The organism is Knoellia subterranea KCTC 19937 (assembly GCF_000768685.1).
Classification (GTDB): domain Bacteria; phylum Actinomycetota; class Actinomycetes; order Actinomycetales; family Dermatophilaceae; genus Knoellia; species Knoellia subterranea.
The window spans coordinates 252698-272250 of the sequence record NZ_AVPK01000004.1; the positions used below are offsets into that span (position 1 = coordinate 252698).

Genomic DNA, 19553 nt, shown 5'->3' on the forward strand with positions numbered 1-19553 from the left:
CTCGAGGTATGCCGGTCAGTCCAGTGACCGGTATACCTCGAGTCTGTCAGGGTCAGGAGCCGGTGGTGAGGAGTTCCGGCTTGTCCTGGGAGTCCTCGCTTGCGTCCTTCGGCTCGGCCGCCGCCTCCTCGCGGGCGAGGTGCGAGCGGAGCTTCGTACCCTCGACGTCGAGGTCGGGGAGGATCCGGTCGAGCCAGCGGGGGATCGACCAGGCCCGGTCACCGAGCAGGTGGAGGACCGCTGGCGTGAGCGTCATCCGGACGAGGAAGGCATCGACCGCGACACCGATCGCCAGTCCGAGCCCCATCGGCCGGATCATCGTCAGGTGGGCGAAGATGAAGCCCGCGAAGACGGCGATCATGATGAGGGCAGCAGCCGTGACGACCCGATAACCCTGACGGAATCCGGTGCGGATGGCCGTCCGGCTGTCCTGGCCGTGGGCGCGCGCCTCGTGCATGCCGGACACGAGGAACATCTGGTAGTCCATCGCAAGTCCGAAGAGGACGCCGATGAGCAGTGTCGGCATGAACGGCATGATCGGGCCGGGGCGGCTCACCTGGAGCAGGTCGCCGAGAAAGCCCCACTGGTAGACCGCGACGACGGCTCCGAAGCTCGCGGCGACCGACAGGAGGAATCCGGCCGTCGCGACGAGCGGCACGAGCACGGATCGGAAGACCGCCATGAGCAGTAGCAGCGAGAGTCCGACGACGAGCGCGACGTAGAGCGGCAAGGCCGATGCGAGCCGCTCGGAGATCTGGATGTTGGCCACGGTCATGCCGGTGATGCCGAGGTGGGTGCCCTCGGGCATCTGCTCCGAGCGGGCCTCGAGCTCGTGGACGAGCTCGACGGTCGCCTCGCTCGTCGGGCCCTCGAGGGGGACGACCTGGAAGGCGAGGGTGTCCCGGTCGGCGCTCACGCCGAAGGGGACGACCCGCTCGACGCCGGGAAGGTTGAAGAGTGGGCGGCCATTGCTGACCTGTGCCTTGGCGACGTCGGCCTCGGCGAGCGGCTCGTCGAACGTCACCATCGCGATGATCGGGCCGTTGGCGCCGGCGCCGAACTCCTTTTCGATCGTCGTGTAGGAGTGGAACGCGCTGGAGTCGCGGGGTTCGCTGCTGCCGTCCGGGAGGCCGAGGCGCAGTGACGCGGCCGGCACGGCGAGGAGGGCGATGAGGCCCACAGTGAGCCCGATGGCCTGCCACGGCCGGTTCGTCACGCGGACCGCCCAGCGGCCCGATCCGCGACCCGTCACAGGGGCATCGAGATCGTCGGCGGACGCGTCCGCGAGGCCGGCCTCGTGCTTGCGCCAGGCGCGCTTCGAGATGACCCGGCGACCCATGAGGCTGAGCACTGCAGGCGTGACCGTGAGGGCGACGAGCACGGTCATCGCCACTGTGCCGGCGGCGACGAGGCCCATCTGCGCGAGGATCGGCAGGCCCGAGACGGTGAGCGCGGTCAGGGCGATGACGACGGTGATGCCGGCGACGACGACCGCGTTGCCGGCGGTGCCGGTCGCGAGTCCGATCGAGTGCTGCAGGGGCACCCCGTCGAGGATTTGCTGGCGGTGCCGGTTGACGATGAAGAGCGCGTAGTCGATGCCGACGGCGAGGCCGAGCATCAGGGCGAGCGCCGGCGTCATCGAGTTCATCTCGAAGAACGCGGTCGACGCCATCGCGGCGAGCAGGCCCGCGCCGACCCCGATGAGGGCGACGAGCAGGGGAAGCCCGGCGGCGATGAGGCTGCCGAGCATGACGAGCAGCACGGCGGCGGCGATCCCGAAGCCGATGACCTCACCGACGCCGACGATGCTGCGCGTCTGCAGGATGTCGGCGGCGTAGTCGACGCGCAGGCCGTGCTTCGTCAGTTCGGTGCCGATCTCGGGCACGTGCGCGCGGATCTCGGGCGAGAGCTGGGCGATGGCGTCGTCGTACTGGATCTGCAGCATGACGGCGCTGCCGTCCTCGCTGACGAAGCGCAGCCCGTCACTCATGCTGAGCAGGCCGTGTCCCTCGGCGATCTGGTCCCGGGCGTTGGCGAGCTGAGCCTCGGCGTCGTCGAGCTGCTTCTTGATCTCGGCGTTGCCCTTCTCGCGCGCGGGGATCTCGAAGCGCAGCTCGCGGGCGCGCTCACTAGAGCTCTGGCCCGACGTCTCGAGAGAGGCGAGCTCGGCCTTGGCCTCGGCGAGGTCACGCTGCCCCTCGCCATAGATCCACTCGCCCTGGAGACGCTTGTAGTCGCCGTCCTTGTACTGCTTCTGCCCATCGGCGAGCTGCGCGTTGGAGTCGTCGACCTGCTTCTGCGTCTCGAACGGGTTCATCACCGAGGTGACGTGGGGGGCCTTCTCCCACTTGGCGAGCGTGGCCTCGATGGCGGTGCGCTGCACAGGGGTGATGGGCCCGTTCTCGTTCTCGATGGTGATGGCACCGATGCCACCCGCCGCCTTCGGAATCTCGCGGCCGAGCTGGCTGAGGACGGTCTGGAACCCGGCACCCGGGATTGAGATGGCCGAAGTGGGCGTCGTGGCGACGGCCGCCATGGTGCCACCGAGGGCTCCGAGGACGACGACCCACGCGACGAGAGTGAGCCACGCGTGGCGGGCGGTGAGACGTCCGAGTCGGTAGAGGGCGAGTGCCATGGTCAGTCCCTTCCGGGGATGTCGGGGGAGTGGGTGGGGCCGGCGGCGGCCATGGCGCCGGGGGCGAAGGCCGTCGCGAGGAAGGCGAAGGCCTGCTGCAGGAGTTCGAGGTGGCGGGCGCGGGTCGTGTCGTCGACGAAGCCGTCGACCTCCTCGACCCAGGCCTCGGTCGCGGCGCATCCGGCGGCCATGGTGGCGCGCGCGAGGACCTGCGCGTAGAGCGGGTTCGTCCCGGGGCCGCCGCGCTCCGCGATGGCCCGGGCGATGACCTCGACCTCGGCTGCTTCGGCCTCGCGGACGAAGGAGCGGGCCTCGTCGGAGAGCCGGGCCTGGCCGAAGGCGATGATCGACTTCCCCAGCACCTCGGCGTCGAGCGGCTCATCGAGGATGGCGATCAGCGACTCGTGAGGGCTCTCGTCGATCGGCCGGGCGATGAAGCGGTCGACGAGGCTGGCGACGGCCTGGCGGAGGTTCTCGCGGAGCACGAGCTCGATGCGCGGGTAGTAGTTGAAGAAGGTCCGGCGCGAGACGCCCGCGCGGTCGGCGACGGCGTCAGCAGTCAGCGCCTCGAAGCCCTTCTCCGCCACGAGCTCCCACGCGGCCTGCTGCAGCTGGCGCGCGGTCCGTTCACGGTTGCGAGCGCGCAACCCTTCGGTCGTGTCGGGTCCGACAGTGGTGGCCATGCCGACGACGGTACGCGCGCTCTGCACTGCCGTGCAAGTTTGCCCTTGAGTGCATTGCGCCACGTTTCCCTCTCGCCTTGCCCCTCGACTTCTTGCTCTTGTGGGACAGCTCGCTGGCGCTCGCCCGGTCCCAGGCGGGCAAGAAGTCTGGTTGGGTCGCCTTCTCGTATGTCTTGGATCCGAGACGGTATGCCGTCCGCGTGCCTCGCGCGGACGGCATACCTGAGGTGTGCTTGACCCATGACGGACACCGCCCCTTCGCAACAGTCGATCACTCTCGGCGACGGACCCCTTCGCATCGACGACATCGTGCGGGTCGCCCGGCACGGAGCCCGGGTCGAGCTCAGCCCGGTCGCCCTGGACGCCGTGCGCGCGACGCGCGGCACGATCGAAGGTCTCGCCAACGACACCGTCCCGCACTACGGCGTCTCGACCGGGTTCGGTGCGCTCGCGACCCGCCACATCCCCGTCGAACTGAGGGCCCAGTTGCAGCGCTCCCTCGTCCGCTCGCACGCCGCCGGCGCCGGCCCCGAGGTCGAGCGCGAAGTCGTGCGTGCCCTCATGCTCCTGCGCATCGCCACCCTGGCGACCGGTCGGACCGGTATCCGTCCCAAGACCCTCGAGACCTACCTCCAGATCCTCAATGCGGGGATCACGCCGGTCGTCCACGAGTACGGCTCGCTCGGCTGCTCCGGCGACCTCGCCCCGCTGTCGCACTGCGCGCTCGCCCTGATGGGTGAGGGGCTCGTGCGCAACGACGATGGCGAGGTCATGGACGCCGCCGACGCCCTCGCGGCCGCGGGGATCACCCCCGTCGAGCTCGCCGAGAAGGAGGGGCTCGCCCTCATCAACGGCACCGACGGCATGCTCGGGATGCTCTGCCTCGCCATCACCGACCTCCGTCAGCTCGTCACGACGGCCGACATCTCGGCGGCCATGTCCGTTGAGGGCCTCATGGGTTCGGACGCTCCCTTTGCGGCTGATCTGCACGCCCTCCGGCCTCAGCCGGGCCAGGCGCGGTCGGCGGAGAACATGCGAAAGGTGTTGTCGGGCAGCCCCATTCGCGACTCGCACCGGGACAAGGAGTCGGACACACGCGTTCAGGACGCCTACTCCCTGCGCTGCGCACCGCAGGTCGCTGGAGGAGTGCGGGACACGATCGATCACGCCGCCCGCGTCGCCGAGTGGGAGCTCGCGTCGGCCATCGACAACCCGGTCGTCACGCTCGACGGCCGCGTGGAGAGCAACGGCAACTTCCACGGCGCGCCCGTGGCCTACGTCCTCGACTTCCTCGCCATCGTGGCCGCCGACCTCGCGTCGATCTCGGAGCGCCGGACCGATCGCTTCCTCGACAAGGCGCGCAACCACGAGCTGCCGCCCTTCCTCGCCGACGACCCGGGCGTGGACTCGGGGCTGATGATCGCGCAGTACACCCAGGCCGCGATGGTCTCCGAGATGAAGCGCCTCGCCAACCCGGCCAGCGTCGATTCCATCCCGAGCAGCGCGATGCAGGAGGACCACGTGTCGATGGGCTGGTCGGCCGCCCGCAAGCTGCGCCGCTCCGTCGACGCCCTGACGCGCGTCGTCGCCATCGAACTCATCACCGCGGCTCGTGGCATCCAGCTGCGCGCCCCGCTCGAACCGGCACCCGCGACGGCTGCCGTCATCGCGGCCCTCGCGGAGTCCGGCAACGTCGCGCCCGGACCCGATCGCTTCCTCGCTCCCGACATCGAAGCGGCCTACGAAGCTGTGGTCGACGGCACCGTGGTGACCGCCGCCGAGACCGTCACCGGCCGCCTCAACTGAATCTCTCTCAACCCGCCTTGTGTGCCCCAGCGGTCCCAGAACGGGACCGCTCAGGCACACAAGGCACGATGAAAGGACCGTCATGGAAGGTGCACGTCCCGTCCGCGCCCCGCGCGGCACGTCGCTGACCCACGCCACCCACTGGGGTGCCGAGGCGCCGCTGCGGATGCTCATGAACAACCTCGACCCCGAGAACGCCGAGCGCCCCGACGACCTCGTCGTCTACGGCGGCACCGGCAAGGCGGCCCGCGACTGGAAGTCGTTCGACGCCATGGTCCGCACCCTCAGCACGCTCAAGCAGGACGAGACGATGCTCGTGCAGTCCGGCCGTCCGGTCGGTGTCATGCAGACGCACGAGTGGGCGCCCCGGGTCCTCCTCGCCAACTCCAACCTCGTCGGTGACTGGGCGAACTGGCCCGAGTTCCGCCGGCTCGAGCACCTCGGGCTGACGATGTACGGCCAGATGACCGCCGGGTCGTGGATCTACATCGGGACGCAGGGCATCGTCCAGGGCACCTACGAGACGTTCGCCGCCATCGCCGAGAAGCGTTTCGACGGCACTCTCGCCGGCACGCTCACCCTCACCGGTGGGTGCGGCGGCATGGGTGGCGCGCAGCCCCTCGCGGTCACCCTCAACGGCGGCGCCTGCCTCATCGTCGACGTCGATCCCGCCCGCCTCCACCGCCGCGTCGAGCACCGCTACCTCGACGAGGTGGCCGACAACCTCGACGACGCCATCGACAAGGCGCTCGCAGCCAAGGCCGAGCGCCGAGGCTGGTCCGTCGGTGTCGTCGGCAACGCGGCAGAGCTCTTCCCCGAGCTGCTGCGTCGTGGCGTCGCGATCGACATCGTCACCGACCAGACGTCGGCCCACGACCCGTTGTCCTATCTGCCCGAGGGGGTCGCCCTCGAGGACTGGGCCGAGCTCGCCGAGAAGAAGCCCGAGGAGTTCACCGACCGCGCCCGCGCCTCGATGGCCAAGCACGTCCAGGCGATGGTCGAGTTCCAGGACGCCGGCGCCGAGGTCTTCGACTACGGCAACTCGATCCGGGACGAGGCGCGTCAGGGTGGCTATGACCGGGCGTTCGACTTCCCCGGGTTCGTGCCGGCCTACATCCGTCCGCTCTTCTGCGAGGGCAAGGGTCCGTTCCGCTGGGCGGCGCTCTCGGGCGACCCCAAGGACATCGCCGCGACCGACCGCGCCGTCCTCGACCTGTTCCCCGACAACGACCGCCTGCACAAGTGGATCAAGGGAGCGCAGGAGCGAATTGCGTTCCAGGGCCTGCCTGCTCGCATCTGCTGGCTCGGTCAGGGTGAGCGCGACAAGGCCGGTCTGGCGTTCAACGAGCTCGTCCGCACGGGCGAGGTGAGCGCCCCGATCGTCATCGGCCGCGACCACCTCGACACCGGCTCGGTGGCCAGCCCCTACCGCGAGACCGAGTCCATGGCCGACGGCTCCGACGCCATCGCCGACTGGCCGCTGCTCAACGCCCTCGTCAACACGTCCTCGGGTGCGAGCTGGGTCTCGATCCACCACGGCGGCGGCGTCGGCATGGGTCGCTCGATCCACGCCGGCCAGGTCTCCCTTGCCGACGGCACGGACCTCGCCGCCCAGAAGCTCGCCCGGGTCCTCACGAACGACCCGGCGATGGGCGTCATCCGCCACGTCGACGCGGGCTACGAGATCGCCGACCGCACCGCGGCCGAGCAGGGCGTCCGCATCCCGATGCGCGAGAGTTGACCCGACCCAGACGCAGACCCGACCCAGACGCAGACCCGACCGGAGGGAAGGTGAAGGGTCAGGAGGGCACATAGGCCTCCGGACCCTTCACCTCGCCTCATGGGGAGCAAATGTTGGGGCGAACCTTTGGGTCTTGTGCGTGAGGTGGGCACGGGAGCAGGGTGAGGGGATGAGCCGCACAACCGGGTCCGGCGACGCGCCCGCCCCCAGTAGCCCCGAGCAGATCCGCAACGTCGTGATCGTCGGGCCGCCCGGCTCCGGCAAGTCCACGCTCTTCGAGCACCTCGTAGCAGCCCGGGTCGAGGGGAGGCGACCGAGAGGTGAGGAGCGTTCTGGTTCAACGGGACTCACCGCGGCGACCTTCGCCAGTGGCGAGGTGGTGGTGAACCTCGTCGACACACCGGGCAACCCCGACTTCGTCGGTGAGGTGCGAGCAGGGTTGAGGGCGGCAGATGCCGCCCTCTTCGTCATTTCGGGGGCGGACGGGGTCGACCAGGCGACGCAGATGCTGTGGCGAGAGTGCGCGGCGGTCGGTATGCCGCGGGCCATCGCGGTGACGCGGCTGGAACAGGCCCGCGCCGACTTCGCCGAGACGATCGCGACGTGTCGGCGGATGTTCGGGGACGCGCAGGCGCTCGCGGAGCCGGTGCAGCCGGGCGGCCCGGGGACGGAGGTCGAGGGGCTCGTCGACCTGCTCGCGCAGCGTGACGGCGACCTGCTCGAGGCGATCATCGAGCAGTCCGAGGACGAGGCGCTGCTCGAGCGCTACCTCGAGGGTGAGGAGGTCGACCTCGACACGGTGCGCGGCGACCTCCACAAGGCCGTCGGGACAGGGCGGTTCTTCCCCGCGCTGCCGACCCACGCGTTCCGTGGGGTCGGCATCGAGGAACTCCTCGACCTCATCGAGCAGGGCCTGCCCTCGCCCGTCGAGGCCTGGATGCCGCGGGTGTTCCGGACGAACGGTGGGGAGTTCGGCGAGGTGACGTGTGACCCCGACGGGCCGCTCGTTGCCGAGGTCGTACGCACCACCACCGACCCGTTCGTGGGGCGACAGTCGCTCGTGCGCATCTTTTCGGGCACGCTCCGACCGGATGACGCCGTCCACGTCTCCGGTCACCTGAGCCAGTTCGCACAGGGCCGTGAGGGCTCTGCCGGCGACACCGGGTCAGGCGGCCACGCCGACCATGACGAGGACCTCGACCGGGTGGGCGCCCTCGGTGCGCCGCTGGGGGACGAGTTGCTCGCCAAGGGGTCCGCGATCGCCGGTGACCTCGTGCTCGTGAGCCGGCTCGCCGTCGCGGAGACGACGGACACGCTGTCCTCGCCAGCCCGGCCAGCGCTCGTCGAGCCGTGGCTCCTGCCCGAGCCGCTCCTGCCCGTCGCCATCCACGCGAAGAGCAAAGGCGACGAGGACAAGCTCGCCTCCGTGCTCCAGTCGCTCGTGTCCGAGGACGTGACGATGCGGCTCGACCTCAACGCCGAGACCCATCAGGTCGTCCTGTGGGCCATGGGCCCGGCCCACATCGACCTCCTCACGACCGCACTGGAGGAGCGCTTCCACGTCCCGGTCGAGACCGAGACGGTGCGGACCGGGTTGCGCGAGACGTTCATCGCGGGGTGCGAGGCGCAAGGACGACTCGTCAAGCAGTCCGGCGGTCACGGTCAGTACGCCGTCTGCCGGCTCACGATCGAGCCGCTGGGCCGCGGCGAGGGCATCGAGTTCGTCGACAAGGTGGTGGGTGGGTCGGTGCCGCGCCAGTTCATCGCCTCGGTCGAGAAGGGTGTGCGCGCCCAACTGGAGAAGGGGCTGCTCGCCGGCTATCCCGCGGTCGACGTCCGGGTGACGCTCGTCGACGGCAAGGCCCACTCAGTCGACTCGTCGGACATGGCCTTCCAGACTGCTGCCGGCCTGGCCCTGCGCGAGGCCGCGAACGAGACGACCGTTGCGATGCTCGAACCCATCGACGCGGTCGACATCGACGTGGCCGACGAGTCGGTGGGCTCGACTCTCGCCGACCTCCGCGGTCGCCGCGGCCAGGTGCACGGCACCGAACCGTCACAGCACGACGGCCGCACCGTCATCCACGCCGAGATCCCCGCGATCGAGCTGTCCCGTTACCCCATCGACCTGCGCTCGGTCTCGCACGGGACGGGGACATTCACGCGGACGTTCTCCCGCTACGACTACCTGCCGCCCCAGCGTGCCAAGGAGCTCACGCAGGGTCGGTGACGTCGGCGACCTCGGCCGACAGCGCACGCACGAGGTCGTCAGCCGCAACGGTCGCACCGACGCCGTGTTCGCCCGCGCCCATCGAAATCGTCCGGCCCGCAGCAGTGGCGTCGACGATGACCGGCCACGCGGTCGTCGACCCGAACGGCGTGATCGTTCCGCGCTCGTAGCCCGTCGCCTTGAACGCCTTGTCCGCCGGCGGCATGGACAGCCGGTTGACGCCGAGGTGCTCGCGCAGCTTGGGCCACGAGATCTCGCGGTCGCCGGGCACGAGCACGAACACGTAGTCGCCCGACCCCCGCCGCACCACGAGCGACTTGACGATGTCGCGTGGTTCGATGCCGCGCAGCTCCGCCGACTCCGAGAGGGAGCGCGCCGGTCCGTAGCGCGCGATCGTGTGCGGGATCCCGCTTGCCTCCAACGCCTCGCGCGCCCGCCGGGCCCCGTCGCTCTCCGCACCCTCGGTTGCAGTCATGTCACGACTCTAGGGCGATTCGTCCGTTCCCGGCTCGCGTCGGCCTATGGTCGCCAGAGCAAGGGGAGGTATGCCGTGAAGCAGCTTGCGATGTCACCCGCCGGACTGGGGGCGGTCCGGTTCCACATCTCGCCGGTCAACCAGGTGGCCGGCCTGTTGCGCCTCGCCGTGTCCGGTGCATGGCACCCGCAGCACTCACGGTGGGCGGCCACGGTGCGCCCGCTGCTCGGCCACCCACGGCTGGCCCTGCTCGCCGAACTCGTCCCTGCCGGGGGCGTCGGATCGCTGCCCATCGTGCATCTCCGCCCGGATTCCGGGGCGACGACGTGGGACGAGGAGCTCGCGGCGATCGAGGCGATGTCCGAGGCAGTCCTGCGCGCTGACCTCGACCGGTCCGGTTCGCCGCGCCCCCTTGCACGGCGCAGCCTCGAGCGTGGCACCCTCGGCCCAGACGTTGCCGCAGCACTGGCGTACCTCTGGCAGGAGGTCATGGCCGACGAGTGGGCCCGCTTCGAGCGGGGCCTGCGCGCCGAGGTCGCGCGGTGCTCCGACGTGGCCGCGGCTCGCGGGATAGGTGCCGCCCTGGGTGAGCTGCACCCTCGGGTGCACTGGGTCGCCGGCGCCGATGAGGTGAGCGTCGTCGTCGACAAGCCGATCGATGGGCGCCACGAGGTCGGCAGTGAAGGGCTCGTCCTCATGCCCAACGTGTTCCTCTGGGACGAGCCGCTCGTCACGGTCGAGGCGCGGACGGAAGGCCTGCTCTATCCCTGCCGCACCGACGAGGCGGCCGGGCGCGAGCCTTCCCGCTCCCGCCCGACCGCCAGTCCCATGTCCCGGCTCATCGGCACGACACGCGCCCGGGTGCTCGACGCCCTCGCCGTCCCCGTGACCACGACGGGGCTGGCCAGTCAGTTGGGGCTTGCGCCATCGACGGTCTCCACGCACCTCACGGTGCTGCACTCTGCCGGGCTCGTCGTGCGCCGCAGGGACGGCCAGCGCGTCCTCTACGCACGGACCGCACCCTGACGGCATACACGGTGGTTCGTTCGAGCGTCAGCTCGGCAACTTGGTGTTCTGGTCCGCGATGGCGACCCAACGACCCTTGTCGAAGGTCCACGTCAGGGCGAACATGTTGTGGGACTCCGACTCGACGTTCCCGGCGTCGTCGAGCGACTGGTAGCGGTAGTCGACGAGCGCCCACGCCGTGCGGCAGCCCTCGACGGTGACGTCGGTGACGGTGTAGGGCTGACGCCAGTTCGGGTCCGCGAACCAGCCCTCGTGGAAGGCCATGAAGGCGTCCTTGCCGCGGCGGATCGACCCGCTCGGGAAGATGAGGGTCATCGACTCGCCGACCGTGGGCTCGAGCGCGGCGAGGTCGCGGTTCGTGATCGCGTCGAGGTGGGTCTGCAGGGTGCGGTGGAAGGCCGCTTCGCATCCCGCGGCGCCGGTGGAGGTGCTGCCGGCGTTCGCGACGGGGACGGCGACGGCGGCCAGGGCGGTTGCGGTGAGGGCCGCGGCGGACGCGGCGAGGGTCGTGCGGGACGTCATGGGAGTTCTCCTTCGTGTGGGCGATGCTGATGGGGAGACCTCACCAGTGGTGGTCGTCGGGTCGCCAACGTTTCGGCCGTCACCGAATCGTCTGGCATTTCAGACAGGTATGCCGTCCCCTTGCCTCCCTGCGGACCGTCCGGGGTGTGGAATGGCGGGGTGAGCACCCCGAGCCAGACCTTCGACTCGATGTGGCGCGATCTCATGCCGGTGGGCCGGGACGCGACGTCCGGCGGCTACCGCAGATTCGCCTGGACGCGGCAGGACCACACCCTGCGCGAGTGGTTCGCGGCGGAAGCCGCGCGACGAGGCCTCGACCTCACCGTGGACCGCGTCGGCAACCAGTGGGCATGGTGGGGCGACCCCGATGCTGCCCTTGCTGCTGGACGTCCGGGGATCGTGACGGGCTCGCACCTCGACTCGGTGCCCGACGGCGGCGCATTCGACGGACCGCTCGGCGTCGTCTCGGCTTTCGCTGCGCTGGATGCATTGCGCGCCAACGGTTTTGAGCCGGACCGTCCGATCGGCATCGTGAACTTCGTCGACGAGGAGGGTGCGCGCTTCGGGGTCGCCTGTGCCGGCTCGCGCGTCCTCACAGGAGCGATGACGGCCGACCGGGCTCGGTCGCTGACGGACGCCGACGGGGTCTCGATGGCCGAGGCATTGGCGGCTGCGGGTCGATCGGCCGAAGAGCTCGGGCCCGATTCGGAGACGGTCCGGCGCGTTGGCGCGTTCGTCGAGCTTCACGTGGAGCAGGGGCGGCACCTCTCGCTCCCCGAGGTCGACCAGCCCTTGGCCGTGGGCAGCGACATCTGGCCGCACGGACGCTGGCGGGTGCGCACCCTCGGCGAGGCGAACCACGCGGGGACCACGCGCCTCGAGGACCGCGAGGACGCGATGCTCGGCTTCGCGGCTGCCGTCATTGCCGCTCGCCGGGCGGCGGAGCAGCACGGTTGCGTGGCGACCGTGGGCAAGGTGGCCGTGACCCCCGGTGGAGTCAACGCGATCCCGAGCGAGGTCACCGGGTGGCTCGACGCGCGCGGTGCCGACGAGGACGCGGTGCGCGCCGTCGTCGCGGCCGTCACCGAGGTCGTCGAGGAGTTCGGCGGTCTCGTGGTCGAGGACTCGTGGACCGGTTCGACACCCTTCGACCCGGGACTGGCGCGTCGCCTCGCAACCAGGCTCGGCGGCATACCCGTCATCGGCACGGGTGCCGGCCACGACGCCGGGATCCTCGCCAACGCGGGCGTCCCGACGGCGATGCTCTTCGTGCGCAACCCGACCGGGATCTCGCACTCGCCCGAGGAGTTCGCGACGTCCGAGGATTGCCTGCTCGGCGTCGAGGCGCTCACGGACGTCCTCACCGATCTGGCCGGAGCGCACTCATGACCGGCTCGACGACGTACTGGTGCGAGCACGCCCAGCTCCCCACCAAGGTCCACCGAGGGGTTCGGCTGACCGTCGTCGACGGACGCTTCACCGAGATCGCGACCGACACGACGCCCCGTCGCGACGACGTGCGGCTGCGCGGCATTGCCCTGCCGGGATTCGCGAATGCACACAGCCACGCCTTCCATCGGATGCTCCGTGGGCGCACCCACGCGGACGGCGGCAACTTCTGGACGTGGCGAGAGCAGATGTATGCCGTCGCCTCCCGTCTCGATCCCGACACCTACTTCGCCCTCGCGAGAGGGGTGTTCGCCGAGATGGTGGCGTCGGGCTTCACCGTCGTCGGGGAGTTCCATTACTTGCACCACGGCCCCGACGGCCGGCCGTACGACGACCCCAACGCCATGGGTGCGGCACTCATCGCGGCCGCCAGGGAGGCGGGCATCCGGCTCACGCTTCTGGACACGTGCTACCTCTCGGGCGGGCTGTACGCGGAAGGGCACCAGCCGCTCGACGAGGTGCAGATCCGGTTCTCCGACGGCTCCGTCGCGGCCTGGGCTGAACGCGTGGATGCGTTGCAGGACACCGACATTGCCCGGATCGGTGCCGCGGCGCACTCGGTGCGCGCCCTGACCCGTGACCAGCTCATCGAGTTCGCCCGCGTGGTCGGCGATCGACCCGTGCACGCCCACGTGAGTGAACAGATCGCCGAGAACATCGCCACCGAGATGGTCTATGGCCGGACTCCCGTTGCGCACCTCGACGAAGTGGGTCTGCTGCGTGACGGGTTCACCGCGGTGCACGCCACTCACCTCACCGACGCCGACGTCGACCTCATGGGCCGGGCCGGCGCGGGTGCCTGCTTCTGCCCGACGACCGAGCGTGACCTGGCTGACGGGATCGGCCGGGCTCGGGACCTCGCCGATGCCGGGGCGACGCTCAGCCTGGGGTCGGATCAGCACGCCGTCATCGACCCCTTCGAGGAGGTGCGCGGCCTCGAGATGCACGAACGCCTCACGACGAACGAGCGCGGTCGCTTCGGCCTGGGTGAGTTGCTCGACGTCGCCACCCTGAGCGGCTACCGTGCCCTCGGCTGGGAGGGGGGGCGGCTCGCTGTCGGGTCGCTCGCCGACTTCGTCACCATCCGCACCGACAGTCGACGCACGAGCGGTGCCGCTCCGGGGCAGATCCTCTTCGCCGCGACCGGGTTGGACGTCCTCGACGTTGTCGTCCACGGGCGGCGGGTCGTCGCCGAGGGAGTGCACAGCCTCGGGCACGTCGACGACCTCGTTGCCGAAGCCATCGCCGTCGTGAGGAGCGCATCGTGAGCTCGACCCTCTACACGTCCATCGGTGAGCTGGTGACCTGCGACGGGCCCGACTCGGGGACGCTCGCAGGGGTCGCTGGCGATGGCGTGCTGGGGATCGTGCGCAATGCCGCCCTCGTCGTCGAGGACGGGCGCATCGCGTGGATCGGTACTGCCGCGGATGCGCCGGACAGCGACACCCGAGTCGACCTCGAGGGGCGAGCCGTCCTGCCGGGCTTCGTCGACAGCCACAGCCATCTCGTCTTCGACGGTGATCGGGCCGCCGAGTTCGCGGCGCGGATGACGGGGGAGCGCTACGACGGCGGAGGCATCGGCGTCTCCGTCGACGCCACCCGCGCGGCATCGGACGAGCGATTGCGAGAACTGGTCGGGCGCAGGGTCGCGGAGATGCGCGCGCAGGGCACGACGACGGTGGAGATCAAGAGTGGCTACGGCCTCACGGTTGAGGACGAGGTCAGGGCCCTGCGGATCGCCGGTGAGTTCACCACGGAGACAACGTTCCTCGGCGCACACGTCGTGCCGCCGGAGGCGCGGGGCGATAGGGCGGCCTATGTCGAGCTCGTCACCGGGCCCATGCTGGAGGCGTGTGCGCCGCACGCGAAGTGGGCCGATGTCTTCTGCGAGCCGAACTCGGCCCACGCCTTCACCGAGGACGAGTCACGAGCGGTCCTGACCGCCGCCCGCGACGCCGGTCTGGAGCTACGTGTCCACGGCAACCAGTTGGGTCCCGGGCCGGGAGTTCGGCTCGCGGTCGAGCTCGCCGCGGCGAGCGTCGACCACTGCACCTATCTGTCCGACGACGACGTCGATGCGCTCGTTCAGGCGTCCGACACGACGGCCGCCACGCTGTTGCCCGGGGTGGAGTTCTCGACGCGTTCGCCCTATCCGGATGCGCGACGCCTCATCGACGCCGGTGTGTCCGTCGCGCTGGCCACCGACTGCAACCCGGGCACGTGCTACTCGGACTCGATGCCGTTCGTCATCGCGCTCGCCGTGCGCGAGATGGGCATGACGCCGAGTGAGGCGGTGTGGGCCGCCACCCGCGGGTCGGCCCGAGCGTTGCGCCGCGACGACATCGGACGCATCGTCGTCGGCGGTCCCGCCGACCTTGCCGTGCTCGACGCACCCAGCCACCTGCACCTCGCCTATCGCGCAGGTGTCCCCATCGCCCGTGCCCTCGTCACGCCGAGCGGGACATCGGAGGATCGCCCTCAGGCGTGAGGGGCACGCCCGCACCGTCGGGCCCCCGATCGGGCACCTCGTCGTGCCGCATCACCCGCACATCGACTCTGAGGAGCATCCCGAGTCGGCCGGACGTCGACAGCAGGGTGTTGAAACTTGTGTCGGGCGCGGGCGTCACTCCGATGAAGACGCGGGAGGCAACGCCCTCGCAGCCGTTGGCGATGTCTCCGTAGAGGCAGGGGTCGGTCGCCCCGATCGCGGCGAGCACGTCGAGGACCTCGGCCAGGTTGGCGCTGATGCGCCGCCCGATCGGCCCGGGAAGTGCGAGCGCTGGCGCACCTTCCGTGACCACGCAAGCGCCAGCCTGGTCGATGGTGGCCACCACGCCAGCGTCAGCTTGGTCGATGGTGGCCACCAGGCCGGCGTCCGCCTGGTCGACGTTCGCCACACCGCTGACTGCCGATGCTCCGGCGCGGACCGCGCCGATGTTGTTCAGACTCCATCGGAGCTCGTATCCGCATCCCGCGACAAGTCGCTCCAGGGCGGGCAACGTCGGTTGTTGCGCGCCGGTCTCGTAGCGGGCCAGAACGGCCTTGTCGATCCCGACGCGCTCGGCCAACGCCGCCTGGGTCAGTCGTTGCAGGTGCCTCGCGTGCCGCAGGATGTCGCGCGCTGTGGAGGTGGGAGGGGCTGGTCGGCGTGTCATGGATCCACGATGCCTTCTCGCCGGAGGGGGACCGTCGGGTTTTCCACAGCCGCCGTGCGGACTCAGCCTGCGTGGGGCGCGTCCGCTCTGGTCCTCCACTGGGTGTCGACTCGGGTCGATGACCCAAAGGTCATCGGGACGATGACTGATAAGTCAGCGGTGCGTCCGAGCACAGAGTGGATTGCCCTCGGGTTGGTTCGGCCCAAGGAGGTGTCCAGTGATTGAGCTCCTCGGGCCGCTCGCCTCAGAGGTCGCGGTCGGTGATCTCGTGCGGCTTGTGGCCGGCCGACCGGGCGTAGTACTGGGCGGCCTTGCGGGTGGCCATCGTGCGGGCGACGCCCGCCGCGAGACCGGTGAGGGCGGCATACGCGAGAGCCGTGACGAACGGCGAGTCGGGATCCTTCGGGTCAAACCCCTTGTCCTGCCCGGCCTTCTGCCAGATCTGGTCGGCCACCTTCGTCGCGGCAATTCCGGCGAGAACGGCCGACCCGGTTCCGAGGATCTTCCACACAGCGCTGCCCACGATGACTCCTTCAGGTTGCGATGGCCGCCGCGCGATCTCCCGCACGGGGCGTGCTCAGTTCCAGCCTGCCACAGCACAGGAGTAGGGTGACCACGTCAACGACAGGGGAGCGCTTCGGCGCTGAGAGTGCGGGCAACCGCAGACCCTCACACCTGATCCGGTTCGCACCGGCGTAGGGAGTCGAGTTCTCAGGTGAGCCCAGAGGATGCCGCAGGGCATTCAAGGGGTTCACCTCCCCGAGGTATCCACCGGGCACGCCCGGAGACCACGGGAGAAGAAGTTCACATGGCAACACCCACCACCAAGTCGGCCGCCGTCGACCCCACGGCCAACAGCACGGCCACCACGGCAGCCGAACCGTCCACCGCGAAGACGGGCAGCGTCCTGCGTGCCCGCAGCATCCTGGCGACCCGTCCCCTCATGGGGTGGCGGACCGTCGACATCCTCACCATCGCCTTCCTCGGCGCCGCCCTCGGCATTGCGTTCTGGGGTTGGGGCGTTTTCTACAACGGCCCGCTCAGCGCCATCACCTTCGGCTTCGCACCACTGGGCGGGCTCTTCGCCGGGCCCTGGTTCCTGGCGGGAGTCGTCGGCGGACTCGTCGTCCGCCGCCCCGGTGCCGCCCTCTTCTGCGAGGTCGTCGCCGCCCTCGTCTCGATGATCCCGGGCACGGAGTGGGGCGCCACCACCCTCGTCTCCGGCATCGTCCAGGGCCTGGGCACCGAGCTCGCGTTCGCGCTGCTCGGCTACCGCGCGTTCGGCATCGCAGCGGCCATGCTCGCCGGTGCACTCGCGGGGCCGTTCGCCGCGTTCTACGAGTCCTTCACCTGGATCCAGGACTGGTCCTTCGCGTGGAAGGCCGCGTATGCCGGCGTCCTCGCCTTCTCCGGTGCCGTGGTCGCCGGGGCCGGCGGGTGGCTGCTCACCCGAGCACTCGCCGTTGCCGGTGCCCTCAACGCGTTCCCGCCCGGGCAGGAACACCGCGAGAACCGCGCACTCTGACGTGGTCTCCCTCGACGCCAGCGCGGGCAGAGGGGCCGGCGCTGACGCGGGGTCCGACCCGGTGATGGGCGGCCACGTCACCCTCGAGGGGGTGACGTGGCGCCCGTTCGGCCGCCGCGAACCTGTTCTGCGCGACGTCTCGCTCTCGCTGACTCCGGGTCAGCGTGTCCTCCTGGTCGGCCCCAGTGGCTCGGGCAAGTCGACCCTGCTGCGGGCCCTCGCCGGCCTCCTCGAGACCGCCGACGCCGGCGAACTCTCCGGCTTGGTGACGATCGATGGTCACGCACCCGGCTCGCGCGCCGGCGAGGTCGGACTCGTCCTCCAGGAGCCCGGCGCCGGGGTCGTCGCCTCCTCGGTCGGGCGCGACGTCGCGTTCGGCCTCGAGAACGTCGGCCTGGCGCGTTCGGACATGCCGGCCGCCATCCGTGCCGCCGTCGAGGCCGTCGGCCTGCGCATGCCGCTCGACACCCCGACCGGAGCGCTCTCCGGCGGCGAGACCCAGCGGCTGGCGCTCGCCGGCGCGCTCGCCCTGCGCCCCAGCGTGCTGCTCCTTGACGAACCGACCGCGATGCTCGATCCCGGCCACGCCGCCCAGGTGCGGGCAAGTGTGGAACGGGCGCTCACGGCATACCCGATCACCACGGTCGTCGTCGAGCACATCCTCGGACCGTGGGTCGATCTCGTCGACCGCATGCTCGTCCTCGATGCGGACGGAGTCCTCGTCGCCGACGGTCCCGTGCGCGACGTGCTCGATCGCGAGCGGGAGCGACTCCTCGACATGGGCATCTGGGTGCCCGATGCGCCACCCCCGACGCCGATCGCGTCGGTTGCCGGGGCGGCGGCCGCCCCGGAGGGACGCCAGATCCCCGCAGCGACCCCCCTCACCATCGAACGCACGACCCGCCTGCTCGACGGCTCGACACGCACTCACGTCGCCGCCCTGGTGGACCGGGCGCTCACCCCGCGCCCCGGCACGACCACCGCCCTCGTCGGCCCGAGTGGTTCCGGCAAGTCGACCGTTCTCCTCGGCTTCGCCGGCGGCCTGACCCCCTCGAGCGGGGCGATCACGGCCGAGGAGCGACCCGTCGCCGACCTCTCCAGTCGCGAGCTCGCCGCGCAGGTGGGTTGGGTCCCGCAGTGGTCGAGCTCGACGATCATCGGCCGCACCGTCCTCGACGAGGTGCTCGTGGCGAGTCGGGCACTCGGGGAAGAGACTCCCGAGCGAGTGGAGGAGGCCCGCGCCCTGCTCGTCTCGCTCGGTCTGGACCACCTCGAGGCCGCCGACCCGCGCGAACTCTCGGGTGGCGAACAGCGCCGCCTCGCCATCGCCGCCGCCCTGCTGCACCGACCGCCACTGCTGCTCGCCGACGAGCCCACGGTCGGGCAGGACCGCCACACCTGGGCGGCCGTCGTCGGACTCCTCGACGCGCAGCGCGCCGGCGGGGGTGCGGTTCTCGTGTCGACGCACGACGCAGCCCTGATCGAGCGGTGCGACGACGTCGTGGAGCTCAGCCCGCCACCACGCGAGGCAGCTCCACCGGCGTCCCGTCGCGTGCTCGCCGGGCGCGCCGGTCCGTTGGCTCTGATGGGCGGCGCGATGCTCGCCATCCCGGCCGGGATCATCCCCGGACACTGGCGCACGTCCCTCCTCGTCCTCGCGGTGCAGGTCGTTCTCGGCGTCATCGCCCTGTCGGCGCCCGGACCCGGGCTGCGCCCACGAGGTCGGCTGCGTCGCGTCGTTCTGCGACTGTTGCCCGGTGTGCTCGGTGGGCTCTCGGTCGGCTGGTCGACGTGGTTGCTCGGCGGGCACGACACGACCACGGCCTTCACCGCGGCGCTGCGGGTCCTCATCATTGTCCTGCCGTCGGCGGTCCTCCTGCCGCTCGTCGACCCGGATCGTCTGGGCGACCATCTGGCCCAGAGGTTGCGACTGCCGGCCCGTCCGGTCGTGGCGCTCTCCGCAGCCCTCCAGCGCGTGCACACCCTCGGCGCGGTCTGGTCCGAGATCTCCCTGGCCCGGCGGGTGCGTGGTCTCGGCATGGATGCGCGACGTCCCGTGGCGATGGTGCGGGACCTGGCGACGATCACGTTCGGCCTGCTTGTTCGCACCCTGCGGATGGCGGCCGATCTCGCCGTGGCGATGGACGCGCGAGGGTTCGCCTCGGCCTTCCGCCGGACCTGGTTCGCCTCGGCACCGTGGCGCTGGGCCGACACTCTCCTCCTGATCGGCGCCGCGGTCCCCATCGTCGCCGCGGTGGTGCTCTGACGCCCGAAAACTCCGTGGGGGAATGTCAGGACCGAGGGCA

At 70.7% G+C, this 19553-nt stretch carries 15 protein-coding genes and 1 riboswitch; of the genes, 9 read left to right on the plus strand and 6 right to left on the minus strand.

The features are described 5' to 3' along the window. Nucleotides 1-52: 52 nt before the first annotated feature. Both N803_RS09050 and N803_RS09055 read right to left on the minus strand, forming a co-directional pair. Nucleotides 53-2635 carry an MMPL family transporter gene (locus N803_RS09050; RefSeq protein WP_084764316.1) on the minus strand — a complete coding sequence of 861 codons (2583 nt, stop codon included), beginning with the start codon at nucleotides 2633-2635 and terminating at the stop codon, nucleotides 53-55. A 2-nt stretch (nucleotides 2636-2637) separates the two neighbouring features. Then, nucleotides 2638-3318, minus strand: a complete 681-nt coding sequence (locus N803_RS09055; protein ID WP_156969717.1) for a TetR/AcrR family transcriptional regulator — start codon at nucleotides 3316-3318, stop codon at nucleotides 2638-2640. 240 nt (nucleotides 3319-3558) lie between these two features. Between N803_RS09055 and hutH the strand changes: the two genes are divergently transcribed. The 3 genes from hutH (at nucleotide 3559) to N803_RS09070 (ending at nucleotide 9095) form a co-directional block, all read left to right on the plus strand. Further along, nucleotides 3559-5124 carry a histidine ammonia-lyase gene (gene hutH, locus N803_RS09060; RefSeq protein WP_035904313.1) on the plus strand — a complete coding sequence of 522 codons (1566 nt, stop codon included), beginning with the start codon at nucleotides 3559-3561 and terminating at the stop codon, nucleotides 5122-5124. A gap of 82 nt (nucleotides 5125-5206) precedes the next feature. Continuing rightward, complete coding sequence (gene hutU, locus N803_RS09065; protein ID WP_035904314.1) at nucleotides 5207-6865, plus strand: urocanate hydratase; 1659 nt, start codon at nucleotides 5207-5209, stop codon at nucleotides 6863-6865. Between the two features lie 169 nt (nucleotides 6866-7034). Further along, nucleotides 7035-9095: an elongation factor G gene (locus N803_RS09070; RefSeq protein WP_035904315.1), complete on the plus strand. Its 2061-nt coding sequence runs from the start codon at nucleotides 7035-7037 to the stop codon at nucleotides 9093-9095. On the opposite strand, the gene N803_RS09075 is transcribed toward N803_RS09070, so the two are convergent. Continuing rightward, entirely contained in the window at nucleotides 9079-9570 is a 492-nt protein-coding gene (locus N803_RS09075; RefSeq protein WP_035904316.1) for an aminoacyl-tRNA deacylase, read from the minus strand. The genes N803_RS09070 and N803_RS09075 overlap by 17 nt on opposite strands. A gap of 75 nt (nucleotides 9571-9645) precedes the next feature. Between N803_RS09075 and N803_RS17465 the strand changes: the two genes are divergently transcribed. Then, nucleotides 9646-10596, plus strand: a complete 951-nt coding sequence (locus tag N803_RS17465) for an ArsR/SmtB family transcription factor (RefSeq protein ID WP_052112084.1) — start codon at nucleotides 9646-9648, stop codon at nucleotides 10594-10596. A gap of 27 nt (nucleotides 10597-10623) precedes the next feature. Here the strand turns inward: N803_RS17465 and N803_RS17470 are convergent, their stop codons facing one another. After that, nucleotides 10624-11118 (minus strand): YybH family protein, encoded by a 495-nt coding sequence (locus N803_RS17470; protein ID WP_052112085.1) that lies wholly within the window; start codon nucleotides 11116-11118, stop codon nucleotides 10624-10626. A gap of 159 nt (nucleotides 11119-11277) precedes the next feature. On the opposite strand from N803_RS17470, the gene N803_RS09090 reads away from it, so the two are divergent. The 3 genes from N803_RS09090 to hutI are packed head-to-tail and all read left to right on the plus strand — an operon-like array spanning nucleotide 11278 to nucleotide 15055. Next, nucleotides 11278-12507, plus strand: coding sequence for an allantoate amidohydrolase (locus N803_RS09090; RefSeq protein WP_281174990.1), 1230 nt, complete (start codon nucleotides 11278-11280; stop codon nucleotides 12505-12507). After that, nucleotides 12504-13835 carry a formimidoylglutamate deiminase gene (locus tag N803_RS09095; RefSeq protein WP_035904317.1) on the plus strand — a complete coding sequence of 444 codons (1332 nt, stop codon included), beginning with the start codon at nucleotides 12504-12506 and terminating at the stop codon, nucleotides 13833-13835. Before N803_RS09090 ends, N803_RS09095 begins: the two co-directional genes overlap by 4 nt. Beyond that, nucleotides 13832-15055 carry an imidazolonepropionase gene (hutI, locus tag N803_RS09100; RefSeq protein ID WP_052112086.1) on the plus strand — a complete coding sequence of 408 codons (1224 nt, stop codon included), beginning with the start codon at nucleotides 13832-13834 and terminating at the stop codon, nucleotides 15053-15055. Before N803_RS09095 ends, hutI begins: the two co-directional genes overlap by 4 nt. Here hutI and N803_RS09105 read toward each other — a convergent pair. Further along, nucleotides 15015-15722, minus strand: coding sequence for a helix-turn-helix domain-containing protein (locus tag N803_RS09105; protein ID WP_035904318.1), 708 nt, complete (start codon nucleotides 15720-15722; stop codon nucleotides 15015-15017). The two genes, hutI and N803_RS09105, sit on opposite strands and share 41 nt — an antisense overlap. A gap of 244 nt (nucleotides 15723-15966) precedes the next feature. Continuing rightward, nucleotides 15967-16245: a DUF4235 domain-containing protein gene (locus N803_RS09110; protein WP_035904319.1), complete on the minus strand. Its 279-nt coding sequence runs from the start codon at nucleotides 16243-16245 to the stop codon at nucleotides 15967-15969. Between the two features lie 93 nt (nucleotides 16246-16338). Continuing rightward, nucleotides 16339-16441: riboswitch (TPP riboswitch) on the plus strand. 89 nt (nucleotides 16442-16530) lie between these two features. On the opposite strand from N803_RS09110, the gene N803_RS09115 reads away from it, so the two are divergent. Together N803_RS09115 and N803_RS09120 are read left to right on the plus strand one after the other, a co-directional pair. Next, nucleotides 16531-17247 carry an ECF transporter S component gene (locus N803_RS09115; RefSeq protein ID WP_084764318.1) on the plus strand — a complete coding sequence of 239 codons (717 nt, stop codon included), beginning with the start codon at nucleotides 16531-16533 and terminating at the stop codon, nucleotides 17245-17247. Nucleotides 17248-17338: 91 nt separating this feature from the next. Further along, nucleotides 17339-19513 (plus strand): ATP-binding cassette domain-containing protein, encoded by a 2175-nt coding sequence (locus N803_RS09120; RefSeq protein WP_035904557.1) that lies wholly within the window; start codon nucleotides 17339-17341, stop codon nucleotides 19511-19513. Nucleotides 19514-19553 lie beyond the last annotated feature (40 nt).